The following is a 19,075-nucleotide window of genomic DNA, read 5'->3' on the forward strand; positions in this document are numbered from 1 at the left end:
TGATCGGTCGGAAGCAATCAACGACGCGTGCGCCGCGCCATGCCGGCGAGAATGGCGGCCCCGGCGATCGCCAGACCTTGCACGATCAGCTTGCCGGACTCGCCCGCGCCATAGGCATTGAGCACGTTGAAGAGCAGGGTGAGCGCGAAGGCCGCGGCGCACGGTCCAATCAAGCCGCCGCGTCCGCCGCCGAAGGTGATGCCGCCGAGGATTACGCCCGCGATCGAGTTCATCACCACGTCGGTGCCCACACTGGTCGTGCTCACGCCCACGTAGCCGGACAGCAGCAGGCCGCCCGTCGCCGCGAGCAGACCCGCCGCGACATGCGAGGTGATGAAGACGCCCTCGACCGGCAAGCCCGAAACGGTGGCCGCCACCGGATTGCTGCCCACGGCCTTGAGCAGACGGCCGAAGACCATGAAGCGCAACGGGATCGTGAGCAGCAGCAGCACAGCGATCCAGATCACGGTCGCGATCGGCACGATGCCGAGCTTGGCGCTGCCGAGTATCTGGACCGGCTCGGGCACCGAGCCGGGGCTGCTGCCCGAGCTCAGGAACAGCACCGTGCCCGTGAGGATGGAAGCCATCGCCAGGGTGGCGATCACGGCGGACGCGCGGAACTGCGTGATCAGCACGCCGTTGACCAGGCCGATCAACGCGCCCATCGCCAGCGCGCCGAGAATCAGCAGTGGCGCGGACAGCTCGTTGAGCGGCGCGGTGGTGATCAGATAGTTGGTCATCACAAAGACGCCGCCGATCGACAGGTCGATGGAGCGGCATCGCATCACGATCATCTGCGCGGCGACCGCGAGGCCGAGCGGCGCCGCCTGACGCGCGATGACCATCTGAAACGGCAGTTGCAACAGCACCGGGCGGAAGAAGACGCAGAACAGCAACAGCGCGGCGAGCACGAAGATCGATGGCGGCACGGCGACAATGAGCGTGCGGAAGTCGAAGCGCGGCGCGGCGCGCATCGAAAGCTTGCCGGCTTCGGAGGCGGGTTGGAGAGACATGGCTTGGGTTTCCAGGCTTAGATTCCGATTTCTTTGCGACGGCGCAGGCAGACCGCGAACAGCAGCAGCGCGCCGTTGACCACGGACAGCAGGAAGGGATTGATCTGCACGATGTTCATGGCGTTGCCGACGATACTCAGCAACAACGCGCCGAATGCCGTGCCGAGCGGCCCGCCGATGCCGCCGCTCAGTTGCGTGCCGCCGAGCGCGACGGCCGCCACCGAGTCGAGGCCGTACGACGTGCCGACCCACGGATCGCCGGAGGAAATGCGTCCGGCGAGGAAGATGCCGGCGACCGCCGCGAACAGCGCGCAGATCACATAGGACGCAATGGTCGTGCGCGCGACGGAGACACCCGCGAGCGCTGCGTTGTCGGCGCCGCCGCCGACCGCATAGACATGCAGGCCGAGGCGCGAGCGATGCAGCAGCGACCACGCGACCCAGATCGCCAGCGCGACCCACAGCAGCGCGATCGGCATGCCCATCACCGCGCTGCCGACAGCGGCGGGGATCATCGGCCATACGCTGCCGCCGGGCGACGGCTGCACGAGCAGCACGATGCCCTGCAGCACGGTTCCCGTCGACAAGGTCATGATGATCGGATGCACGCGAAAGCGGGTCACGCCGACACCGTTCACGACGCCGACAAGCGCGGCGCACGCGAGGGTCAGCGCGATCGCAAGTGCGGGCGAGCCGGTGGTGGCGAGAATGCAGGTCGTCAGGCTCATGACGACACCGACCGACAGGTCAAGGCCGCCGGTCAGGATCGGCAAGGTCTGGCCGAGCGCGACCACCATGAGCGGCGTGGCCTGCACGATGAGATTGCCGAGATTCTGCGGCGTGCGGAAGCTGCCGAACGAGACGGCCAGCGCCACGATCGCGATCACCAGCAGCGCGCCGGACACGTACTGGCCGCCGGTGCGGTCAGCTCTAAGAGAAGTGAGGCGCTGAATCATGCGGGGACTCCTGCGAGCGTTTCGGTGCGCGCGACGGCAGCCTGGAGAATGTCTTCCTCGGTCGCGTCCTTCGCGTCGATTTCCTTGACGATCCGGTGGTCGCAGACCACCAGCACCCGGTCGGCCAGGCCGATCACCTCGGGCAGTTCGCGCGACGTGAAGATCACCGCGCCGCCGCGCTCGCAGAAGGTGCGCAGTGCGTTGTAGATCTCGACCTTGGCGCCGACATCGACGCCGCGGGTCGGCTCTTCGATCAGCAGCACATCGGCCTCGATCGCGATCCAGCGGCCCAGCATCACCTTCTGCTGATTGCCGCCCGACAGACTCACGACCGCCTGGGACGGACTTGCCGCGCGAATGTGCAGCTCGTCGGACAGCCGCTTGACGAGCGCCGCGAGCGGCCGCGCGATGGCCCAGGGCCGCTTGCGTTGATGCACGCCGAGCGTGAGGTTGTCGCGGATGGGCAAGTCGAGATACAGACCTTCGCCCTTGCGGTCTTCCGGCATGAAGGCAAGACCGTTCGACAGCGCGCGGCGCACGCCCGCGCGCGGCCGGAAGGACAGCGCCGCGCCCGAACGGCGCTGCAATTCGAGCGTGCCGGTGCAGCCTTTCAGCACGCCCGCGAGCGAGCGGACGATATCGCGTTGTCCTTGCCCTTCGAGGCCGCCGAGTGCGACGATCTCGCCGCGCCGCACGTCGAAATCCACGCTTGCGCGTCCCGGCGCGGTGCTCAGCGAGCTGACTTTCAACGCCGCGCCGTTGTGATGATCCGCGCGCGGCGGATAGAGATGCTCTACATCGCGGCCGACCATCAGCGACAGCAGCCGATCGGGATTCAGGTCGGCGGTGGCGTACGAGCCGACCAGCTTGCCGTCCTTGAGCACCGTCGCCGTATCGCACAGATCGAAGATTTCGCGCATCCGGTGCGAGATGTAGAAGATGCACTTGCCCTGATCGCGCAGCTTGAGCAGCAAGGATTCGATACGCTCGACATCCTTCGTGTTGAGCGCGGCCGTCGGTTCGTCGAAGATGAAGATGTCGGCGCTGACCGCGAGACCCTTGGCGATCTCGACCGATTGCTGCTCCGCCACGGTGAGCGAACTCACCAGCCGGCGCGGATCGATCTTCAGGGCGATATAGCCAAGCGCCGCGCGCGCCTCTTCTTCCATGCGCCTGCGGTTCACGCCCATCAGTCCGCGCTTCGGCTCGCGGCCGAGGAACATGGTCTCGGCAACGGTGAGATTGCCGACCAGCGAGAACTCCTGGAACACGGTCGAAATGCCTGCATTGAGCGCGTCGAGCGGAGACGAGAACCGCACCGGCGTGCCGCGCACCGTGACCTGACCTTCGGTCGGCATGACCACGCCGGCAATGATCTTCATCAAGGTGGACTTGCCTGCGCCGTTTTCACCGGTGACCGCGTGAATCGACCCGGCCTTGCCCGTGATGCCGACATCCACGAGCGAAGGCACGCCGTCATACAGCTTCGTGATGTGACTTGCAGCGACTAACGTTTCCATGACGCGTGTCTCCGCTGCTTACTTCGAGCCGTAGTATTTCTTCAGATCGGCGTCGGAGAGCGAACTGGGCGCCCAGTAGTTGTCGTTCAGGTCGGCGCGGAAGAACTGCGCGAAGTTCGCTTTGGTGATCGGCGCGGGACGCAGCACATAGCGCTTGTGCAGCGATTCGCCGTTGAGCAGCGCAACGGCCGCGCGAATGCCCGCGGCGCCCTGTTCGGACGGAAACACAGCAGCCATCGCATTCGCGCCGCTGTCCTTCCAGGCGCGCATGAAGCCGTTGTTGCCCTCGCCGGTGATGGGCGGAACCGGCTTGCCGAATTCCTTGAATACTTCGATACAGGCGCGGCTCATATCGCCGCCGGAGGACCAGATGCCGTCCGGGTTCGGGTTGGAGAGCATGAGCGACTCGCACACCTGTTTGCCCTTGTTGTAGGACCAGTCGCCGTATTGCTCCGAGGCGATCTTGATGTTCGAACCGGCGAGCGCCTTGCGCAGTCCGTCGTAGCGCATCGTGTCGGCCGCAATGCCGGCTTGGCCGCGCAGCACCCAGATGTTGCCTTTGCCGTGCAACGTATCGACGAGGAACTTGCCGCCAACCTGACCGAAGTAGAGCGACTCGCCCTGGATTTCGGTGGTGTAGGCATCGGTATCGACTTCGGTCGAATGCACGATCACGGGAATGCCCGCCGCGACCGCCTTCTTGATGACCGGCGTGAGCGCGGTGTACGACACCGGTGCGATGATGATGGCATCGACCTTTTGCGCGATCATGTCTTCGATGTCCGCGATCTGTTTCGCCGGCTTGGAGTTGGCGTCGGCGAAGACAAGCTTGGCGATTTCCTTGTGCTTGGCCGCTTCCGCGTCCGTTTCATGCACCATCTGGGTCATCCAGGTATTGCCGAAGCCCCAGATGCTGAAGCCGATCTTCCAGGGCGCCGCCTTCTTGTACTGATTCGGCGCCGTCATCGGATTGGTGCCTTCGCGCACCGTGGCGCCGGGCATCAGGACCGGCTCGGCAGCCTGACTGGCGATGCCGGTCAGCGACAGCACGGCAGCGACGATAGTGCGCAAGAAGAGCGTGGTGGGTTGCTTCATGTTTCGTTGTCTCCGGGTTGACCTGCTGTTTTGCGTTGCTATTGCGTTTGCTTGGCAGCGCTCGTTGTGTAGTGTAATATTTCACATGTTAGATGTTGATGTCAACAACATCTGCGACGGACCGTCGCAAACGAATGAGAGGAGCAGTGCAAATGAGCCGCGGTTTCACACCGATTCAGCACACCCATTTGACCGATCAGGTGTACGACGCCGTGCGCGAACGCATCCTGAGTCGCGCGATCAAGATCGACGAGCAAATCAACGTGGATGAAGTGGCGCTCGAGTTGCAGGTCAGCCGCACGCCGGTGATCGACGCCATCAAGCGCCTGGCGTCGGATGGTCTGGTCGAGGTACGGGCGAGGCGGGGCACGTTCGTCAAGGGCATCACTGAGCAGGACGCCGTCGAGATCTTTCAGGTGCGGGAGGCGCTCGAACTGTATTCGGCGCGTTTCGTGATCCACAGCCCCGAGAATCCGCAGGTGACGAAGCGGATGCGGGCGCTGATCGACGAGATGAGCGGTTTCATGTCCGACAGCGAATTTAAGGACTATCTCGCCTTCTCGATGGCCGACAGCGCGTTCCACAACACGCTGATCGATGCCTGCAACAACCAGCGCATGAAGCTGAGCTACGAGAATCTGAACATCTACATGCACATCATGCGCAGCCATTACTACCGGCCGCTGGTGCCGCCGAAGCGGGTGCACACGGAGCACCTCGCGATCCTCAAGGCGGTCGTGTCGAAGGACGAAGCGGCGGCGGAGCGCGCGATCAGCCAGCACCTTGCCTCGACTCGGGAAAAGATGATCAACAACATCCGGAACAGCGGCGGCGTGCTGTAGATCGGTCGCGCCAGCACGACCACAACCAGGAGACAAACGAGATGCAAGAGTTGGGCAAGGAAGCGTTGCTCGTCGTCGGCACCTATACGTTGCCGATGCCTCACGTCAACGGCCAGGGCAAGGGAATCTACGTACTCGGCTTCGATACGGCCACCGGGAAACTGCGTGAGCACTCGGTTCAGGCAGCCGTCAATCCCTCGTATGTCGCGTTGTCCACGGATCGCAGGCGTGTTTATGCGGTGCGCGAAGTCGATGCGAAAGACGGGCCCGGTCTCGGCGTCTATGACCTCGATCCGGACAGCGGCGCGCTCGAACTGGCGCGGGATGTTCCGACGCCGGGCGGCTGGCCGTGTCACGTGTCGGTCGACAACGATCTGTCCATGTTGTTCGTCTCGAACTATGCGACCGGCGAAGTGCTCGCCTACACCCTCGATTCCCAAGGCACGCCTGCCGGCGAACCGCACGTGCTCGCACGGGAAGGCAGCGGTCCGAACGCCGCGCGTCAGGAGGGCCCGCACGCGCACTGCGCGCTCGTCAGTCCTGACAAGCGTCATCTTTATCTTGCCGATCTCGGCATCGACAGCGTCGTGCGACATCGGTTGAACCCGGGCGGCAAGCCGGAATCCACACCCGACCTCATGCTGCCCGCCGCACCCGGCGCGGGACCGCGTCATCTGGCGTTCACGCGCTCGGGCACGCACCTTCTCGTGAACTACGAACTGAACTCGACGGTACGCATGTATGCACTCGGCGATGACGGCGTGCAACAGGTGAGCGAAGTGTCGACGTTGCCCGAATCGTTCGATCAGGAGAGCGCGACGGGGGGCATGCGTCTGCATCCGTCGGGCAGGTTCGTATACGTCGGCAACCGGGGCCACGACTCCGTGTTCGCCGCGCGCATCGACGAAGCGAAGGGCACGCTTGAGGCGATCGGAACCTGGTTCGTCGGCGGCCGGACGCCGCGCGATATCCGTGTGTCGCCGGACGGGAAATTTCTGCTGGCGGCATCGCAGGACGACGGCTTCATCCGCGTCTTTTCGATCGACGCGCAGACGGGCGCACTGACCGACACCGGGCATACGCACGCGATTCCTTCGGCTGTCTGCATCGAATTCATCTAAGGAGAATGGCAGCATGAATCATCCTGTTCCTCGCCGTGTCATGGTCACCGGCGCCGGCGGCAATCTGGGGCAAAAGGTCGTCGAGGCGCTGACCCGCACCGAATGGTGCGAGCAGGTCGTCGGCATAGACCGCAGCGGCGATTACTCGAAGTTCTCGGACGTCGCGCGCAAGCGCCTTCGTCTCGTGCAGGGCGATCTGACGCAACGCGCCGGCGAATGGACCCGCGCAATGGACGAAGTCGATGCCGTGATCCATTTCGCCGCGCTCAATCCGGTGCCCGATTCGTCATGGCTCGATTCGCTGGCGTCCTATGAGATGACGTCGAATCTGCTGATGGAATGCGTGCGCGCAGGCGTCGCGCGCTTCGTGTTCGCCTCGTCGAACCACACAATGGGCGCCTACAAGGACATGCCGCTCGCCGCCGGAATGGGACCGGGCCTGCTTACCACGGACATTCCCACCGCGCCCGGAACGAAATGGCATGACGGCACGCGCGAACTGCATTCGCTCGCGTACGGCACGGCCAAGGTCATGGGCGAAAAGCTCTGCGCGTCCGTGACGGAACTGGCGGGCGGGAAGCTGAGCACGGTATCAGTTCGGGTCGGCTGGGCGCTGACCGGCGACAACGATGCGCGCGACATCACGCATTCCGGTTCGCCTGCATCGACCTCGGACACCACGACGCTGGATGACGAAGCCCGCCGCACGTTGCGCTGGTTCCGCAACATGTGGCTGTCCAATCGCGATCTCGATCAGTTGTTCATTCGCTCAGTCCTCGCGTCCAGCGACGCATGGCCTTCTCAGGCGATCGTCGTCAACGGCGTATCGAACAATGAGGACATGGACTGGGATCTGAATGGCGCGGTCGAGTACCTCGGCTATCGGCCCGAAGACAACGCCTACGCTCATGTCGAAAGGGCATAACGAGGTCGCGTGCCCATGACCATTTCCAATATTGAAGACCTGCGGCGCGAGGCCCGGCGCAAGTTGCCGCGGATGTTCTTCGACTACATTGACGGCGGTGCGTTTTCCGAACGCACGCTGGCGCGCAATACCGAGGACTTTGACCAGTACACGCTCGAGCAGCGCGTGCTTGTTGATCTCGCGAAGCGCGACCTGTCAGCCGAGTTTCTGGGCGCGCGCTATTCGATGCCGGCCATGCTCGCGCCGGTCGGTTTCGCCGGATCGTTCTGGCCGGATGGCGAAGTGCAGGCCGCCCACGCCGCGCGCGAGGCGAACATACCGATGTGCCTGTCCACCTTCTCTATCAACTCGATCGAGGAAGTGGGCGCCGTCATGCCGCGCGGCCTGTCCATGCAGCTCTACGTGTTCAAGGATCGCGAACTCGCCGCCGAAATCATGCAGCGTGCGTGGAAGGTCGGCGTGACCACGCTGTTCCTCACGGCGGACACGAACGTCTCGTCGGTCCGCGAACGCGACACACGCAATGGCTTTCGCACCTCGGCATCGCTCAAGTTGGGGACGATCCTCGATCTGATGTCGCGGCCCGCATGGTGCGTGCGCATGGGTCTGCACGGCCGCCTGATGCTCGGCAACGTCAGGGGCAAGGCAGGCGTGCCGCCCAATCTGATGGCGCAGGCGGCCTATCTCTCGGCGAACGTCGACCCGAGCATGAGCTGGTCCGACCTCGCCTGGCTGCGTCGCGAGTGGCCGGGCAAGCTCGTCGTCAAGGGCGTGCTGTCGGTGCAGGACGCCGCCCGCGCGCTCGACGGCGGAGTCGACGGCATCTGCGTGTCGAATCATGGCGGGCGTCAGCTCGACGGCGCGCGTTCATCCATTTCCACCTTGCCCGAGATTGCACGTTTCGTCGCGGGCCGCGCCGAGGTGTTGCTGGACAGCGGTATCCGTCGGGGCAGTCATATCGTGAAGGCGATCGGGCTGGGCGCGGACGCGGTGCTGCTGGGCCGCGCGTATGCGTACGGGCTCGGTGCGTCGGGACGCAAGGGCGTGCGGCAGGCGATCGAGCTCATGCGTACCGAAACCGATCTGACGCTGGCCCTGATGGGCATGTGTTCGATCGACGAGCTGCGCGCCAACCGTGCCGCCGTGCAGCATCGCTTCACGCCGGGTGCAAGCGAGCCCGTGCCCGATGTCGGCCAGTTGCTCGATGGCATGACGCGTGAAGCGCAGGCGTCGCGCTGAGTCCTGCAACGAACCCATCCCCACAAAACAGGAAGGAGCCCAGTGATGGCTGAGATCGTCGAAAAGTATTCCCCCATGACACCCTATCAATTGCCCTTTCCGAAGGAAGCGCAGAAGGAAGTCGTCGTCCCGTTCGCCATTCCCACCGATGAACGCGTGTGGGTACCGCAGGCCGAGAACGTGTCGTTCCGTCCGCTGTGCCTGAATGCGTCGCAAGGCTACTGGATGAACCTGCTGCGCGTGCGCAAGTCGGGCGTGCTGAGCCGACACCGCCATCCGCAAGGCGTGCACGGCATGGTGCTCAAGGGGCGCTGGAAATATCTGGAACACGAATGGACCGCCACGGAAGGCAGCTACGTCTACGAGCCGCCGGGCGAGACGCATACGCTGTACGTGCCTGAAGACGTGGAAGAGATGATCACGTATTTCCAGGTCAACGGCGTGATGTTCTATTGCGATCCGTACGGCAACTACACCGGTTACGAAGACGTGTTCACAAAGATCGACATGTGCCGCAAGCACTATGCGCAGGTCGGCCTGGGCGAAGACTACGTCGATCAGTTCATCCGGTAATCAACCTTCAAAACTCCTATGACGTTCAAAGAAAATCTTCTGGATGGCAAGGTTGCGCTCGTGACGGGCGGCCGGTCGGGCATCGGGGCGGCGATCGCCAACCGTTTGGCGCAACTCGGCGCGCGCGTCGTCGCGGCGGGCTTGCCTCAGCCTGAAGGCGCCGTTGATACGCTGGATGCAGCCGTCGGACAGGTATCGCTCGATGTCTGTTCTGCCGAAGATGTCACCGCAGTGCTGGGCCGATTTGAACGCCTGGACATTCTCGTCAATTGCGCGGGCGTGATCCGGCGCGGCGACGAGCACGATGTAGACGTGTTCGAGAAAGTGCTGGATATCAACCTCAACGGCACGATGCGCGCGTGCGCGGCCGCACGCCCATTGCTGGCGCAATCGTCCGGATGCATCGTTAATACCGCGTCAATGCTGAGCTTCTTTGGTGGCGGCCTGGTGCCGGCGTACAGCGCCAGCAAGGGCGGCGTCGCGCAGCTGACCAAGTCGCTTGCGATCGCTTATGCGGCCGACCGCATCCGTGTGAACGCGATCGCGCCGGGATGGATCGCCACGCCGCTGACGCAGGCGCTACAGAATGACGACGCCCGCTCGCAAGCCATTCTCGGTCGCACGCCGCTCGCGCGATGGGGCACGCCCGAAGAGGTTGCGCAAGTCGCGGTGTTCCTGTGCACGCCGGCCGCCTCGTTCATGACGGCATCGATCGTACCGGTGGACGGCGGCTACCTCGTGGCCTGACATCGCCCAAACGGCGTCACACTGCGAAGCTCGCGCGACGACTAGAAGATCACTTCGCCCTCCTGGACTCCAGAATGCAAATTGAATCCCACAGCTCACCTGCGCTTATTGGTCTCGACTGGGGCACTTCGTCATTGCGCGCCTATCTGTTCGACGCGGCAGGCGGCGTCATCGATACGCGCCAGTCCGCGAACGGCATCATGCGCTTGCCGAAGCCGGGAGAGGCGGGCGGCTTCGACGAAGCCTTCGAAGCGATCTGCGGCGACTGGCTGAGCGCGCGCGAAGTGCCGGTCATCGCGGCCGGCATGATCGGCAGCGCGCAGGGCTGGGCCGAGGCGCCCTACGTGACCGCGCCCGCGAATTGCGCACCGTTGAGTGGCGGCCTCAAGACGGTGAAGTCCCTGCGCGGCGTGCCAGTTCATATCGTCCCGGGAATCATCGAGCGGAGCAGGCTTCCGAACGTGATGCGTGGCGAAGAAACGCAGATCTTCGGCGCGCTGGCTGCGTATCCTGAGCTTGCCGATGGCGGCAGGACCCTGATTGGCCTTCCTGGGACGCACGCCAAATGGGCGTTTGTCGTGAATGGAAAGATCGAGCGCTTCCTGACGTTCATGACAGGCGAAGTGTTCGGCGTCTTGCGCGATTACACCATTCTTGGGCGCACGATGCATCCGTGCCCGTGTACCGACGAAGCCGCGTTCCTGCGTGGCGTCGATACCGCCAGACAATGCGGCGAGGCAGGCATGCTCGCGACAATCTTCAGCGCACGCACGCTGGGCCTGACGGGAGCGTTGCAGGCCGAGCAACAGGCGGACTATCTATCGGGTCTGCTCATTGCGCACGAACTGCTCGGATTGTCGAATCATCTCGTGCTCGGACATACCGCGCTTGCCGACTGGACGCTCGGACTTATTGGCGAGGGCGCGCTGTGCCGCCGCTATGAACTGGCGCTCGAACGGCTCGACTGCACTCATGTTCGCGTGCTTCAAGGCACGACGGAACGTGGGCTTTTTCACATCGCGCATGACGCGGGTCTGTTGTCGCTCGCGAATGCCAATTGAGTGTGGATGAACACAGCGAACATGGAATCGAAAACAGACGATCTCACCCGCGAGACGACCCGCGCCCGGCTGACCGGGTCGCTTGAAATGTGTCCGCTCATTGCAATATTGCGCGGTATCGAAATGCACGAAGCAGCCGCTCATGCGAGCGTGCTCTACGAAGCAGGATTTCGCGTCATCGAAGTTCCGCTCAACTCGCCGCGTCCGCTGGACAGCATCCGCGCGATTCGCGACGCGTTGCCTGCCGATGCGATCGTCGGCGCCGGAACCGTCCTGCGTGCGGCGGACGTGCACGACGTCGAGGAAGCAGGTGGACAGTTGATCGTCATGCCGCATAGCGATGCCGAGGTCATCTCGGCGGCACGTGAGCGCGGAATGATGACGGCGCCTGGCGTAGCAACGCCCACGGAAGCGTTCGCCGCGCTGAAGAACGGCGCAGACGTGCTGAAGCTGTTTCCGTTCGAGCAATTGGGCGCGAGCGTACTGAAGGCGTGGCGCAGCGTAATGCCGCACGGCACTGCGCTGATTCCGGTGGGCGGCGTTCAGCCCGTGGATCTCGCTTCGCTGCGCGCAGCAGGCGCTAGCGGCTTCGGACTCGGATCGGGCTTGTATAAGCCGGGCCAGGGCATCGAGGTGACCCGGTCCAATGCGCTGGCTTACAGGGCTGCGGTGAACTAGTTGCTTCGTGACGCAAGTGTGCTGCGCTGACGGCCGTGCGTGATCTCCGAACGTGATTGCGGCCCGGTTTGAATCGCATCGACGATACGTGTGAAGCTCTGCCGCGTCCGATCAATATGCGTGTTGATCAGCGCGAGTATGCGGTCGAGATGGTTCTTGCGCGCCGCTTCGGCAATCTGCCGATGTTCATCGAAGCTGAGATCCGTGTGCGTTGGCCTGGCTGCGAGATGTGTCCGCAGCGCGGCGATCTTTCCGCTGTGCAGGGCGTACGTGCTCGCCATCAACTGGTTGCCGCAAAAATCGAAAAAGCACTGATGAAATGCGGTGTCGCATTCGAGGTAGACGCGTGTCTTGCCTTTCGCGCGCGCCGCGGTCATCTTTTCCACGATCTCGTCGAGTTTATCGGCGAAACCTTCGCTGTCTCGCTGCATGGCACGCGTCACCGCCGTGCACTCGAGCGCCTGACGAAGCTCGCATAAGTCGCGCACTTCGTCCTCGCTGGGCAGGAATACAGTCGCGCCGCGCTGCGGAAGCACCTTGACGAGGCCTTCCATCCGCAGCAGCGACAAGGCTTCGCGTACGGGTGTCTTCGATACGTGCAGGATTTCCGCCAGAATCCGCTCGGACAAAGGCTGTCCAAGCTCATAATCGCCGCTGACGATCGCCGCGCGCAATTTCGCGGCGACGGTCTCCGTGAGCGATGTACCGCGTTCAATGGGCTCCATGATGCGTCCGGGTTGATGCTGAGAAATGATACGTGAGAACCGTCACGGAGAAATATTCCAAAGGGTCGCGCTCGCAGCCCTGCCAATCGCGCCGGCACCGCGAGCGCGCATGCCGCGATTCAACCGCGACGCCGATCGGTTACCTGGCTGAGCATCACTGCCCCGACAATCAGCGCACCGCGGACGACATATTGCCAGTACTCGGAGACGTTCATCAGCGTCATGCCGTTGCCGATGACACCGAGAAACAGCACGCCGATGAAAGTGCCCCAGATGCGTCCCTTGCCGCCGAAAAGACTGGTGCCGCCGATGATGGTCGCGGCGATGACGTCGAGCTCCATGCCGGTCGCCGTGGTACCCGTTCCCGAGCCGATCTGGGATGCGATCAGGATCCCGCTCAGAGCGGAAAGTCCACCGGTCAGCACCAGCGTCGCGGTCTTGATCCACGACACCTTGATGCCGGAGAGGCGCGCTGCCTCCGCGTTCCCGCCGACCGCATAGACGGCCCGGCCGAAGGTCGTATAGCTCATCACGAAGTGCATCACCAGCACGACGGCGACGAACACAAAGGCGGGAAAGGGCAGGCCGAAGAGGGCACCGTTGCCGATGAAATCGAACCAGCCCGGAAAAGTTGCAAGCGGATAGCCGCCTGTGATCAGATTCGCGGCGCCGCGCAACGCGGCAAACAAGCCGAGCGTTGTAATGAACGTCGGCACGTTGAAGCTCGCTTTCATCATGCCGCTGAATGCGCCGCATGCCATGCCGGCCACGATCGCCGCGACCGATCCGAGAATCACCGCGGCAACGCTGCCCATCGCCGGCGTGCATGCGCCGACGACCCACGCGAGAATACATCCGGCCAGCGCCATGCCTGAACCGACCGACAAGTCGATCTCGGCGCAGATGATGACGGCGGTCATCCCGCACGCGACGATGCCGAGCATCGAGATCGCCCGCATCACATTGAGCAGATTCGAGAATGTGGAGAAGCCGGGCGCGCAGAACGCCAGCATGATGGCGACTGCAATCAGCACGAGTTCCAGCATATAGCGATAGAACACGGATTCACCCGTCCCGCCTGCCTTGACGGCTGAGGTCGTATTCGACATTGCACTTCCTTTGGCGCTCATTGCACGCCCTCCATCATGATTTGGTAAAGATCGTCGAGGGCGATCGTTTGCGGGTTGACCTCGGCCACGAACCGTCCGCGATGCATGATCAGGATACGGTCGCAGACTTCCAGCAATTCCTCCGGCTCGCTCGACACCACAATGGCGCTCATGCCGTGCGACGCCTTCTCGCGGATGATGCCGAAGATCTGCTCCTTGGCTTGAATGTCGATCCCGCGGCTTGGCTCGTCGAAGAACATCACGCGAGGATTGGTATTGAACCAGTTGCCCAGCACGACCTTCTGTTGATTTCCACCCGACATCGAAGAGACGGGCAACTGAGGGCGTGGAGCCTTGATCGCCAGGTCGGCAATCTGCCGGCGCACGGGCCCGGCTTCCATCTGCTGATTGATGAATGAGCGGCGCGACATCCGGCCCAGGCCCGCCAGACACAAGTTCGTATGAATGGAGTGCATCTGAACGAGGCCATGTTCCTTGCGGTTCTCGGGCGTATAGCCCAGCCCCAGCTTTTTCATTCGTGCCGGCGACGGTGCCGGCACTGCCTTACCGTCCAGTTCGATGGAGCCGCTGTCCAGCGGATCCGCGCCGAAGATCGAGCGCAGCAACTCGGTGCGTCCCGCGCCGAGCATACCGGAGATACCGAGTACTTCGCCGCGCCGCAAGTCAAAGCTGATGTCCTCGAAGACGCCTTCTCGTTGCAGGTTCTTGACCGACAGCGCGGGCTGCTCCGTGGGCAAGTCGCGCGGCTGTACGCGAGCCGGCACATGATGCTCGCCGAACATCGCCCGTACTACTTCTCTCGGACTGGTTTGTGCGATTGGCACCGAGCTGATGTGATCGCCATCGCGCAGCACGGTGCAGGTGTCGGCGATGTCGAAGATCTCATTCATGCGATGCGTGATGTAGAGCATCGTCACACCGTGCGAGCGAAGCAGGCGCACCAGCGTGAAGAGCCGGTCGACCTCACGATGACTCAGCGCCGACGTCGGCTCGTCCAGCAGCAGCACAGAGGGCGAAGTGACATATGCCTTGACGATTTCCACCATCTGTTGCTGGCCGACCGGTAGCTTCGACACCGGATCGTCCGGTGATATGTCGAGGCCCGTCGCCTCGAGCATGCGCTCAGCGTCGCTGCGCAACCGCTTCCAGTCGACGCCCGGCCTGAAGCCTTTGCGCATGACCGGCAGCCGACCGAGGAAAATATTCTCCGCGACCGAAAGCGTCGGGACCAGCGACAGTTCCTGATGCACCATCCGGATACCGACCGAGAAGGCATCGGCCGGATGGTGGAAATCGCAGGGTGTGTCGTTGAGCCGTAACTGGCCGCCATCCGCACGGATCGACCCACCGAGAATTTTCAGGAGAGTCGATTTTCCGGAGCCGTTCTTGCCCATCAGAGCATGGATCTGTCCCGACTCGAATGTATGCGTGAAGGGTTTCAGCGCGACGATGGAACCAAAACTGCGTGACAAGCCGCGTGCTTCGATGCGCGCGAACGTCTTGCGCGCTGTCTCGGCATCGACGGTCGCGTGAGCCGCGAAGGGCGTATCAGTTGACATTCTTCAGGCTCGAAGCGTAATCGGCGAGCGTCTTCGGATCATCGCGGCTGAGCGGCACGGCCGGCACTTCGACGACCTTGTCGACGGGTTGGCCTTTCACGGCCTTCAGGGCCGCCTTGACCGCTTCACGGCCGATCAGCTTCGGTTGGGCTGCGGTAGTGGCAATGAGCACGTCGTCGTTGTCCTGCAGGAACTTGGTCAATTGTTCGGAGCCGTCGGTGCCGAATACGAAGACCTTGCCCTGCTTGTTTCATGCGCCGAACTGCCTGCACCGCGCCCACGGTTCCGCCTTCGTTGGCCGCATAGATGACGTTGATATTCGGATTGGCCGTCAGCATGTCGCTGACCACCGTGACTGCTTTCTCGGCGAGCCATGCATCCTGCTCTGCGGCAATCTTGAGGGTGCCGCCCTTGCGTGCCTCGGTCAGAAAGCCTTGCGTGCGCGCCGTGCTCAACTCGGGCAGTTGAGCCTTGAAGCCGATGAGACCGACCGTGGCATTGCCACCCAGCTTTTGCTTGATGAAGCGCGCCGCAGCCTTGCCGGTCCCGCCACCCATGATCGCGCCCGAAGATCCGACCCGCGCGGCCGGGAAATCGGCCTTGATGTCCGTCGTCCACGTCACGACCTGAATGCCTTTGTCGTGTGCTCGCTTGAGTGCCGGAATCGACGCCTGATCGCTCAGTGGGGCGATGACGATCGCTTTGACTCCTCGGGAAATATAGGTATCGATAAGGCTCGCTTCCTTCTCGGCCTTGTTGTCGGAATTGCCATCCAGCAAGGTCACATTCTCGGCCTTGGCCTCTTCGCTCATGCCGCGTGCAACGCTTCGCATGAACATGTCCTGCTGAAACACGATGCCTGCGATGGCGACGTTGTCTGCCGCGTGTGCCAGGCCTGCGCTTGAGAAAGCGAGGGCGGCCGCAAGGACCGTCAGGATGCGATTGCTCATGGTTCTCCTTTGATTGTAGGACCAGACGCTCGCTCGCCATGAGATTTGGTGTGTGGCATCTGGTATGCCAGTCATTCTATGAGCAACTCGTAACGACGGCATTGGTACTTTCACTAGGAACGAGCCTGGAGCGGATGCGCTCGATGCCGCAAACGATGCCGTCAACGAGCTCAGTGTTTTGAGCAATCTCCCGTAGAACTTTCGCTACCTCACTGCGGGCGGAAGGGCGGAGTTGATATGAGCAATCGAGGATTTGTGCACGCGACGATTGCTCCGTTCGCGTTGCATCATTTCATCAATCCGGCTATGAAAGAGGCGCTGTAACTCTTCGTTTCTGGCCGGTTTTGCTGCTCGCTTCTTTGTGGCTTTCGCTTTCGCGGAACTGGTCTTGAAGCGCCACGATTCATTGCCGGATTCGACGATGTGGCAGTGGTGCGTGACCCCGGCCCAGCAGCGCTGTCGTCATCTTTACATCCCCAACACCGTCGCCCACTCGCCGAAGATGAGGTTTGTGGTGATCGCGACACTCGTATGCTCGTACAGCTTTGAGAGCAAGTGCGGCAGTCATCTGGTAGGCGATCGAGCGTATCTGACTGTCTGCCCTCAGCCAGCCCGTCAGCCGTGCGGCCCACTCGTCAACGACGCTGGGGCTTAAGCGCTTTGGATACTTCGGCTCGACAGCATCGGTCTGCCGCAGCCATCGCTGCGATATCTGAGAGGTCTTCTTGAAGCGGTCGACCGGGCGTTGAAAGGCGAGGCCTACGGCGTTCCGACCGGCATCAATGCGCTCGACCAGATCATCAAGGCGCTCCAAACCGGGCGCGTCTATACGCTCGCCGGCAGGACCTTGATGAGAAAGAGCGCTTTGGCGCTGTCGATCGCGCACAACATCGTCAAGACGAAGAAGAAAGGCCTCTATTTCTCGCTGGAAATGGGAGGGCAGGAGTTGACTGCGCGAGCGCGTCGGCTACAACCCTGGAGGCATCAAGAGCATCGCGAACGATTTCCACATCCCGGTTTTGCTGCTCGCCCAGGTCGGTCGCGTCGTCGACAGCCGCGAAAACAAACGGCCAGGTCGAAACATTCCGCCAGCGCAAGATCGACGCGCAGGCCAAAGCCGAAGTGATCATCGCGAAGAACGCGGCGGGCAGTTGGCGATGGCGCACGTTCGGTTTGATGGCGCCCGCCAGTCTTTCGACGATCTGCAGTGTTGATCGATCTTGGACGGTGCTGGGGCATTGCAGACGGGAAGGATCAAGAAGCCTTGCAGGCTTCAACGACCAAACTCTTACCGACGCCGCGGGCAATATTGTGAACACCAGTGGTGACAGCATTGAATTTCATCTGTCCATCCACCGCCTTCGAATCCGTCCTTTCCCATTCCTATCTTCCACGCCAGGCGGATTGCTTAGCATGACGACCGACCGGTAGCCGAGTAAGGGGCCGTAGTTATACTCAAAAGACCATCTCGACGACGTGTTTTGGCGGATCGGTTACCGCATAGCTGCCGACGAAATATGTTGCCGGCATATTCGGCTTAGTGTTGAGTCTGACCACATGCTGGCTCGCGTCAAGCTGCATCCAATAGCCCCCTCCCTGGCAGCGATCGCGATGCAGTCCTGGATAAAAGCCTCCGTGCGCGACACTCAACGAAATTACGTTCGTCTCGAAGATGCCTTGATCGTGCTGGCACGTAGAACATGCCGCCGATGTCGCTATCCAAGCGCATGCTCAGAATCGTCTTTTTTCCAACGCTCTTTCGATCCTCAACAGGCGAAGGGTACGGCCGCTTGATAGGGCTTTTCGACGCGCGCAGCTCTTTGGCCTGCGCCAAAGAATACGAGCGCAGTAGATCGCTGAAAAGCCGAATGTGCCGTTTGTAGATTTCTTTCGATACCGCGCTGTCTTGTGCCATTCCTGTCTTGTCCCGCCTGGCGGCGGTGTGTGTTCGTGCCAGCAGTCTGTCATGCAGCTCGGTCGATAGGGAACAAATTCAGCAACAAAATGGCTATATTGACATAATAGTATTTACCGGATTTTTATATATGTAGGTCGTGGATCAACTGTCGGGTTTCTGCCAGATTCAACTGTCGCATTTTGACGTAGGTTCATTGCCAGACAAGCGTTTCAGGCGCGCGGGCGATGAACACCATTGGGACCATCACGATCAGATTATCGGACGAGCCAGCGAGATTCGGGTAGTCCACATTCGCAGGACCGAGCCGAGATGCGCGCTCATTCCATGAGGGAATAAGTTCTATCACCGCCACCTGCCTTCTTGCAGCGCGGCGGCTGCCCGATCATGTGTTCACCGTCAACCCACCGAGGAAACATCGATGAACACGTTCAACACCTACACAATCGATGCCGCACCGGCCGAGTCAAAGCCCCTTCTCGAAAGCACCAAAGCCGCGTTCGGTTTCGTGCCGAATCTGCAGTCGTTCATGGCGGAGTCTCCCGAACTGCTTGCCGGCTACTCCGCGCTTTGGGACCTGTTCTCCAAAAGCACCCTCACCCCGCATGAACAACAAGTCGTCTATCTGACATCGAACTTCGAGAACGACTGCCATTACTGCATGGCCGGTCACAGCACACTCGCGAAGATGATCAAGATGGAGCCGGCCGTGATCGATGCACTGCGCGCGGGCACTGCACTGCCAGATGCGAAGCTCGAAGCGCTGCACCGCTTCGCGACCATCGTCGTACGTGAACGGGGATTTGCAACCGAGGCAGAAGTCGACGCTTTCCTCGCCGCCGGCTACACGCGTCGAAACGTCCTTGAGGTGATTCTCGGCGTCGCGACGAAGATGATGAGCAACTACACGAATCACATCGTCCACACGCCTCTGGACGCATTTATGAAGGGCAATGAATGGGTCAAGCCTTTGCTCGCCACTGCCTAAGCCGCGTTTTGATGCCGGGATGGCTTCCGACCGCCCCT

At 62.1% G+C, this 19,075-nt stretch carries 19 protein-coding genes and 1 pseudogene; 10 read left to right on the plus strand and 10 right to left on the minus strand.

Annotated elements, in window-relative coordinates:
• Positions 1-17 precede the first annotated feature (17 nt).
• From QCE83_RS22805 to QCE83_RS22820, 4 genes are read right to left on the minus strand one after another with little or no spacing between them, the layout of a single operon-like run.
• Positions 18-1,013 carry an ABC transporter permease subunit gene (locus QCE83_RS22805; RefSeq protein WP_309816518.1) on the minus strand — a complete coding sequence of 332 codons (996 nt, stop codon included), beginning with the start codon at positions 1,011-1,013 and terminating at the stop codon, positions 18-20.
• Between the two features lie 17 nt (positions 1,014-1,030).
• Positions 1,031-1,969 (minus strand): ABC transporter permease, encoded by a 939-nt coding sequence (locus tag QCE83_RS22810; RefSeq protein WP_309816522.1) that lies wholly within the window; start codon positions 1,967-1,969, stop codon positions 1,031-1,033.
• Entirely contained in the window at positions 1,966-3,489 is a 1,524-nt protein-coding gene (locus tag QCE83_RS22815; protein ID WP_309816525.1) for a sugar ABC transporter ATP-binding protein, read from the minus strand. Before QCE83_RS22815 ends, QCE83_RS22810 begins: the two co-directional genes overlap by 4 nt.
• Before the next feature lie 18 nt (positions 3,490-3,507).
• Positions 3,508-4,584, minus strand: coding sequence for an ABC transporter substrate-binding protein (locus tag QCE83_RS22820; RefSeq protein WP_309816527.1), 1,077 nt, complete (start codon positions 4,582-4,584; stop codon positions 3,508-3,510).
• 152 nt (positions 4,585-4,736) lie between these two features.
• Here QCE83_RS22820 and QCE83_RS22825 point away from each other — a divergent pair, with 152 nt between their 5' ends.
• The 8 genes from QCE83_RS22825 to QCE83_RS22860 all read left to right on the plus strand — a co-directional run bounded on the left by QCE83_RS22825 (position 4,737) and on the right by QCE83_RS22860 (position 11,770).
• Positions 4,737-5,426 (plus strand): GntR family transcriptional regulator, encoded by a 690-nt coding sequence (locus QCE83_RS22825; RefSeq protein ID WP_309816529.1) that lies wholly within the window; start codon positions 4,737-4,739, stop codon positions 5,424-5,426.
• A gap of 41 nt (positions 5,427-5,467) precedes the next feature.
• The gene (locus QCE83_RS22830; RefSeq protein WP_309816533.1) at positions 5,468-6,547 is read left to right on the plus strand and encodes a lactonase family protein; all 1,080 of its coding nucleotides are present in this window, start codon (positions 5,468-5,470) and stop codon (positions 6,545-6,547) included.
• 13 nt (positions 6,548-6,560) lie between these two features.
• Positions 6,561-7,472: an NAD(P)-dependent oxidoreductase gene (locus tag QCE83_RS22835; RefSeq protein ID WP_309816536.1), complete on the plus strand. Its 912-nt coding sequence runs from the start codon at positions 6,561-6,563 to the stop codon at positions 7,470-7,472.
• A gap of 15 nt (positions 7,473-7,487) precedes the next feature.
• Positions 7,488-8,711, plus strand: coding sequence for an alpha-hydroxy acid oxidase (locus QCE83_RS22840; RefSeq protein WP_309816538.1), 1,224 nt, complete (start codon positions 7,488-7,490; stop codon positions 8,709-8,711).
• A 45-nt stretch (positions 8,712-8,756) separates the two neighbouring features.
• Positions 8,757-9,284 carry a 2,4'-dihydroxyacetophenone dioxygenase family protein gene (locus QCE83_RS22845; RefSeq protein WP_309816542.1) on the plus strand — a complete coding sequence of 176 codons (528 nt, stop codon included), beginning with the start codon at positions 8,757-8,759 and terminating at the stop codon, positions 9,282-9,284.
• Between the two features lie 18 nt (positions 9,285-9,302).
• The gene (locus QCE83_RS22850) at positions 9,303-10,031 is read left to right on the plus strand and encodes an SDR family oxidoreductase (protein ID WP_309816544.1); all 729 of its coding nucleotides are present in this window, start codon (positions 9,303-9,305) and stop codon (positions 10,029-10,031) included.
• 74 nt (positions 10,032-10,105) lie between these two features.
• Positions 10,106-11,092, plus strand: a complete 987-nt coding sequence (locus QCE83_RS22855) for a 2-dehydro-3-deoxygalactonokinase (protein ID WP_309816546.1) — start codon at positions 10,106-10,108, stop codon at positions 11,090-11,092.
• Between the two features lie 21 nt (positions 11,093-11,113).
• The gene (locus QCE83_RS22860) at positions 11,114-11,770 is read left to right on the plus strand and encodes a 2-dehydro-3-deoxy-6-phosphogalactonate aldolase (protein WP_404985370.1); all 657 of its coding nucleotides are present in this window, start codon (positions 11,114-11,116) and stop codon (positions 11,768-11,770) included.
• On the opposite strand, the gene QCE83_RS22865 is transcribed toward QCE83_RS22860, so the two are convergent.
• From QCE83_RS22865 to QCE83_RS22890, 6 genes and pseudogenes are all read right to left on the minus strand, one after another.
• On the minus strand, positions 11,767-12,495 hold the full coding sequence (locus tag QCE83_RS22865; RefSeq protein WP_309816549.1) for a GntR family transcriptional regulator: 729 nt from the start codon (positions 12,493-12,495) through the stop codon (positions 11,767-11,769). The two genes, QCE83_RS22860 and QCE83_RS22865, sit on opposite strands and share 4 nt — an antisense overlap.
• 119 nt (positions 12,496-12,614) lie before the next feature.
• Positions 12,615-13,625 (minus strand): ABC transporter permease, encoded by a 1,011-nt coding sequence (locus QCE83_RS22870; protein WP_309816551.1) that lies wholly within the window; start codon positions 13,623-13,625, stop codon positions 12,615-12,617.
• A complete protein-coding gene (locus QCE83_RS22875) occupies positions 13,622-15,184 on the minus strand; it encodes a sugar ABC transporter ATP-binding protein (RefSeq protein ID WP_309816554.1) in 1,563 nt (520 codons plus the stop codon). Before QCE83_RS22875 ends, QCE83_RS22870 begins: the two co-directional genes overlap by 4 nt.
• A complete protein-coding gene (locus QCE83_RS22880) occupies positions 15,174-15,356 on the minus strand; it encodes a hypothetical protein (protein ID WP_309816558.1) in 183 nt (60 codons plus the stop codon). Before QCE83_RS22880 ends, QCE83_RS22875 begins: the two co-directional genes overlap by 11 nt.
• Positions 15,310-16,134: a substrate-binding domain-containing protein gene (locus tag QCE83_RS22885; protein ID WP_309816561.1), complete on the minus strand. Its 825-nt coding sequence runs from the start codon at positions 16,132-16,134 to the stop codon at positions 15,310-15,312. The genes QCE83_RS22880 and QCE83_RS22885 overlap by 47 nt, the downstream gene beginning before the upstream one ends.
• Before the next feature lie 204 nt (positions 16,135-16,338).
• A pseudogene (locus QCE83_RS22890) lies at positions 16,339-16,692 on the minus strand (ATP-binding protein); the annotation flags it as partial.
• Between the two features lie 187 nt (positions 16,693-16,879).
• Between QCE83_RS22890 and QCE83_RS35160 the strand changes: the two are divergent.
• Positions 16,880-17,260, plus strand: a complete 381-nt coding sequence (locus QCE83_RS35160; protein ID WP_404985373.1) for a DnaB-like helicase C-terminal domain-containing protein — start codon at positions 16,880-16,882, stop codon at positions 17,258-17,260.
• A 1,210-nt stretch (positions 17,261-18,470) separates the two neighbouring features.
• Entirely contained in the window at positions 18,471-19,037 is a 567-nt protein-coding gene (locus tag QCE83_RS22900; RefSeq protein ID WP_309816567.1) for a carboxymuconolactone decarboxylase family protein, read from the plus strand.
• The last annotated feature ends 38 nt before the right edge of the window (positions 19,038-19,075 follow it).

The organism is Caballeronia sp. LZ034LL, assembly GCF_031451215.1.
In the GTDB taxonomy this organism is placed as follows: domain Bacteria; phylum Pseudomonadota; class Gammaproteobacteria; order Burkholderiales; family Burkholderiaceae; genus Caballeronia.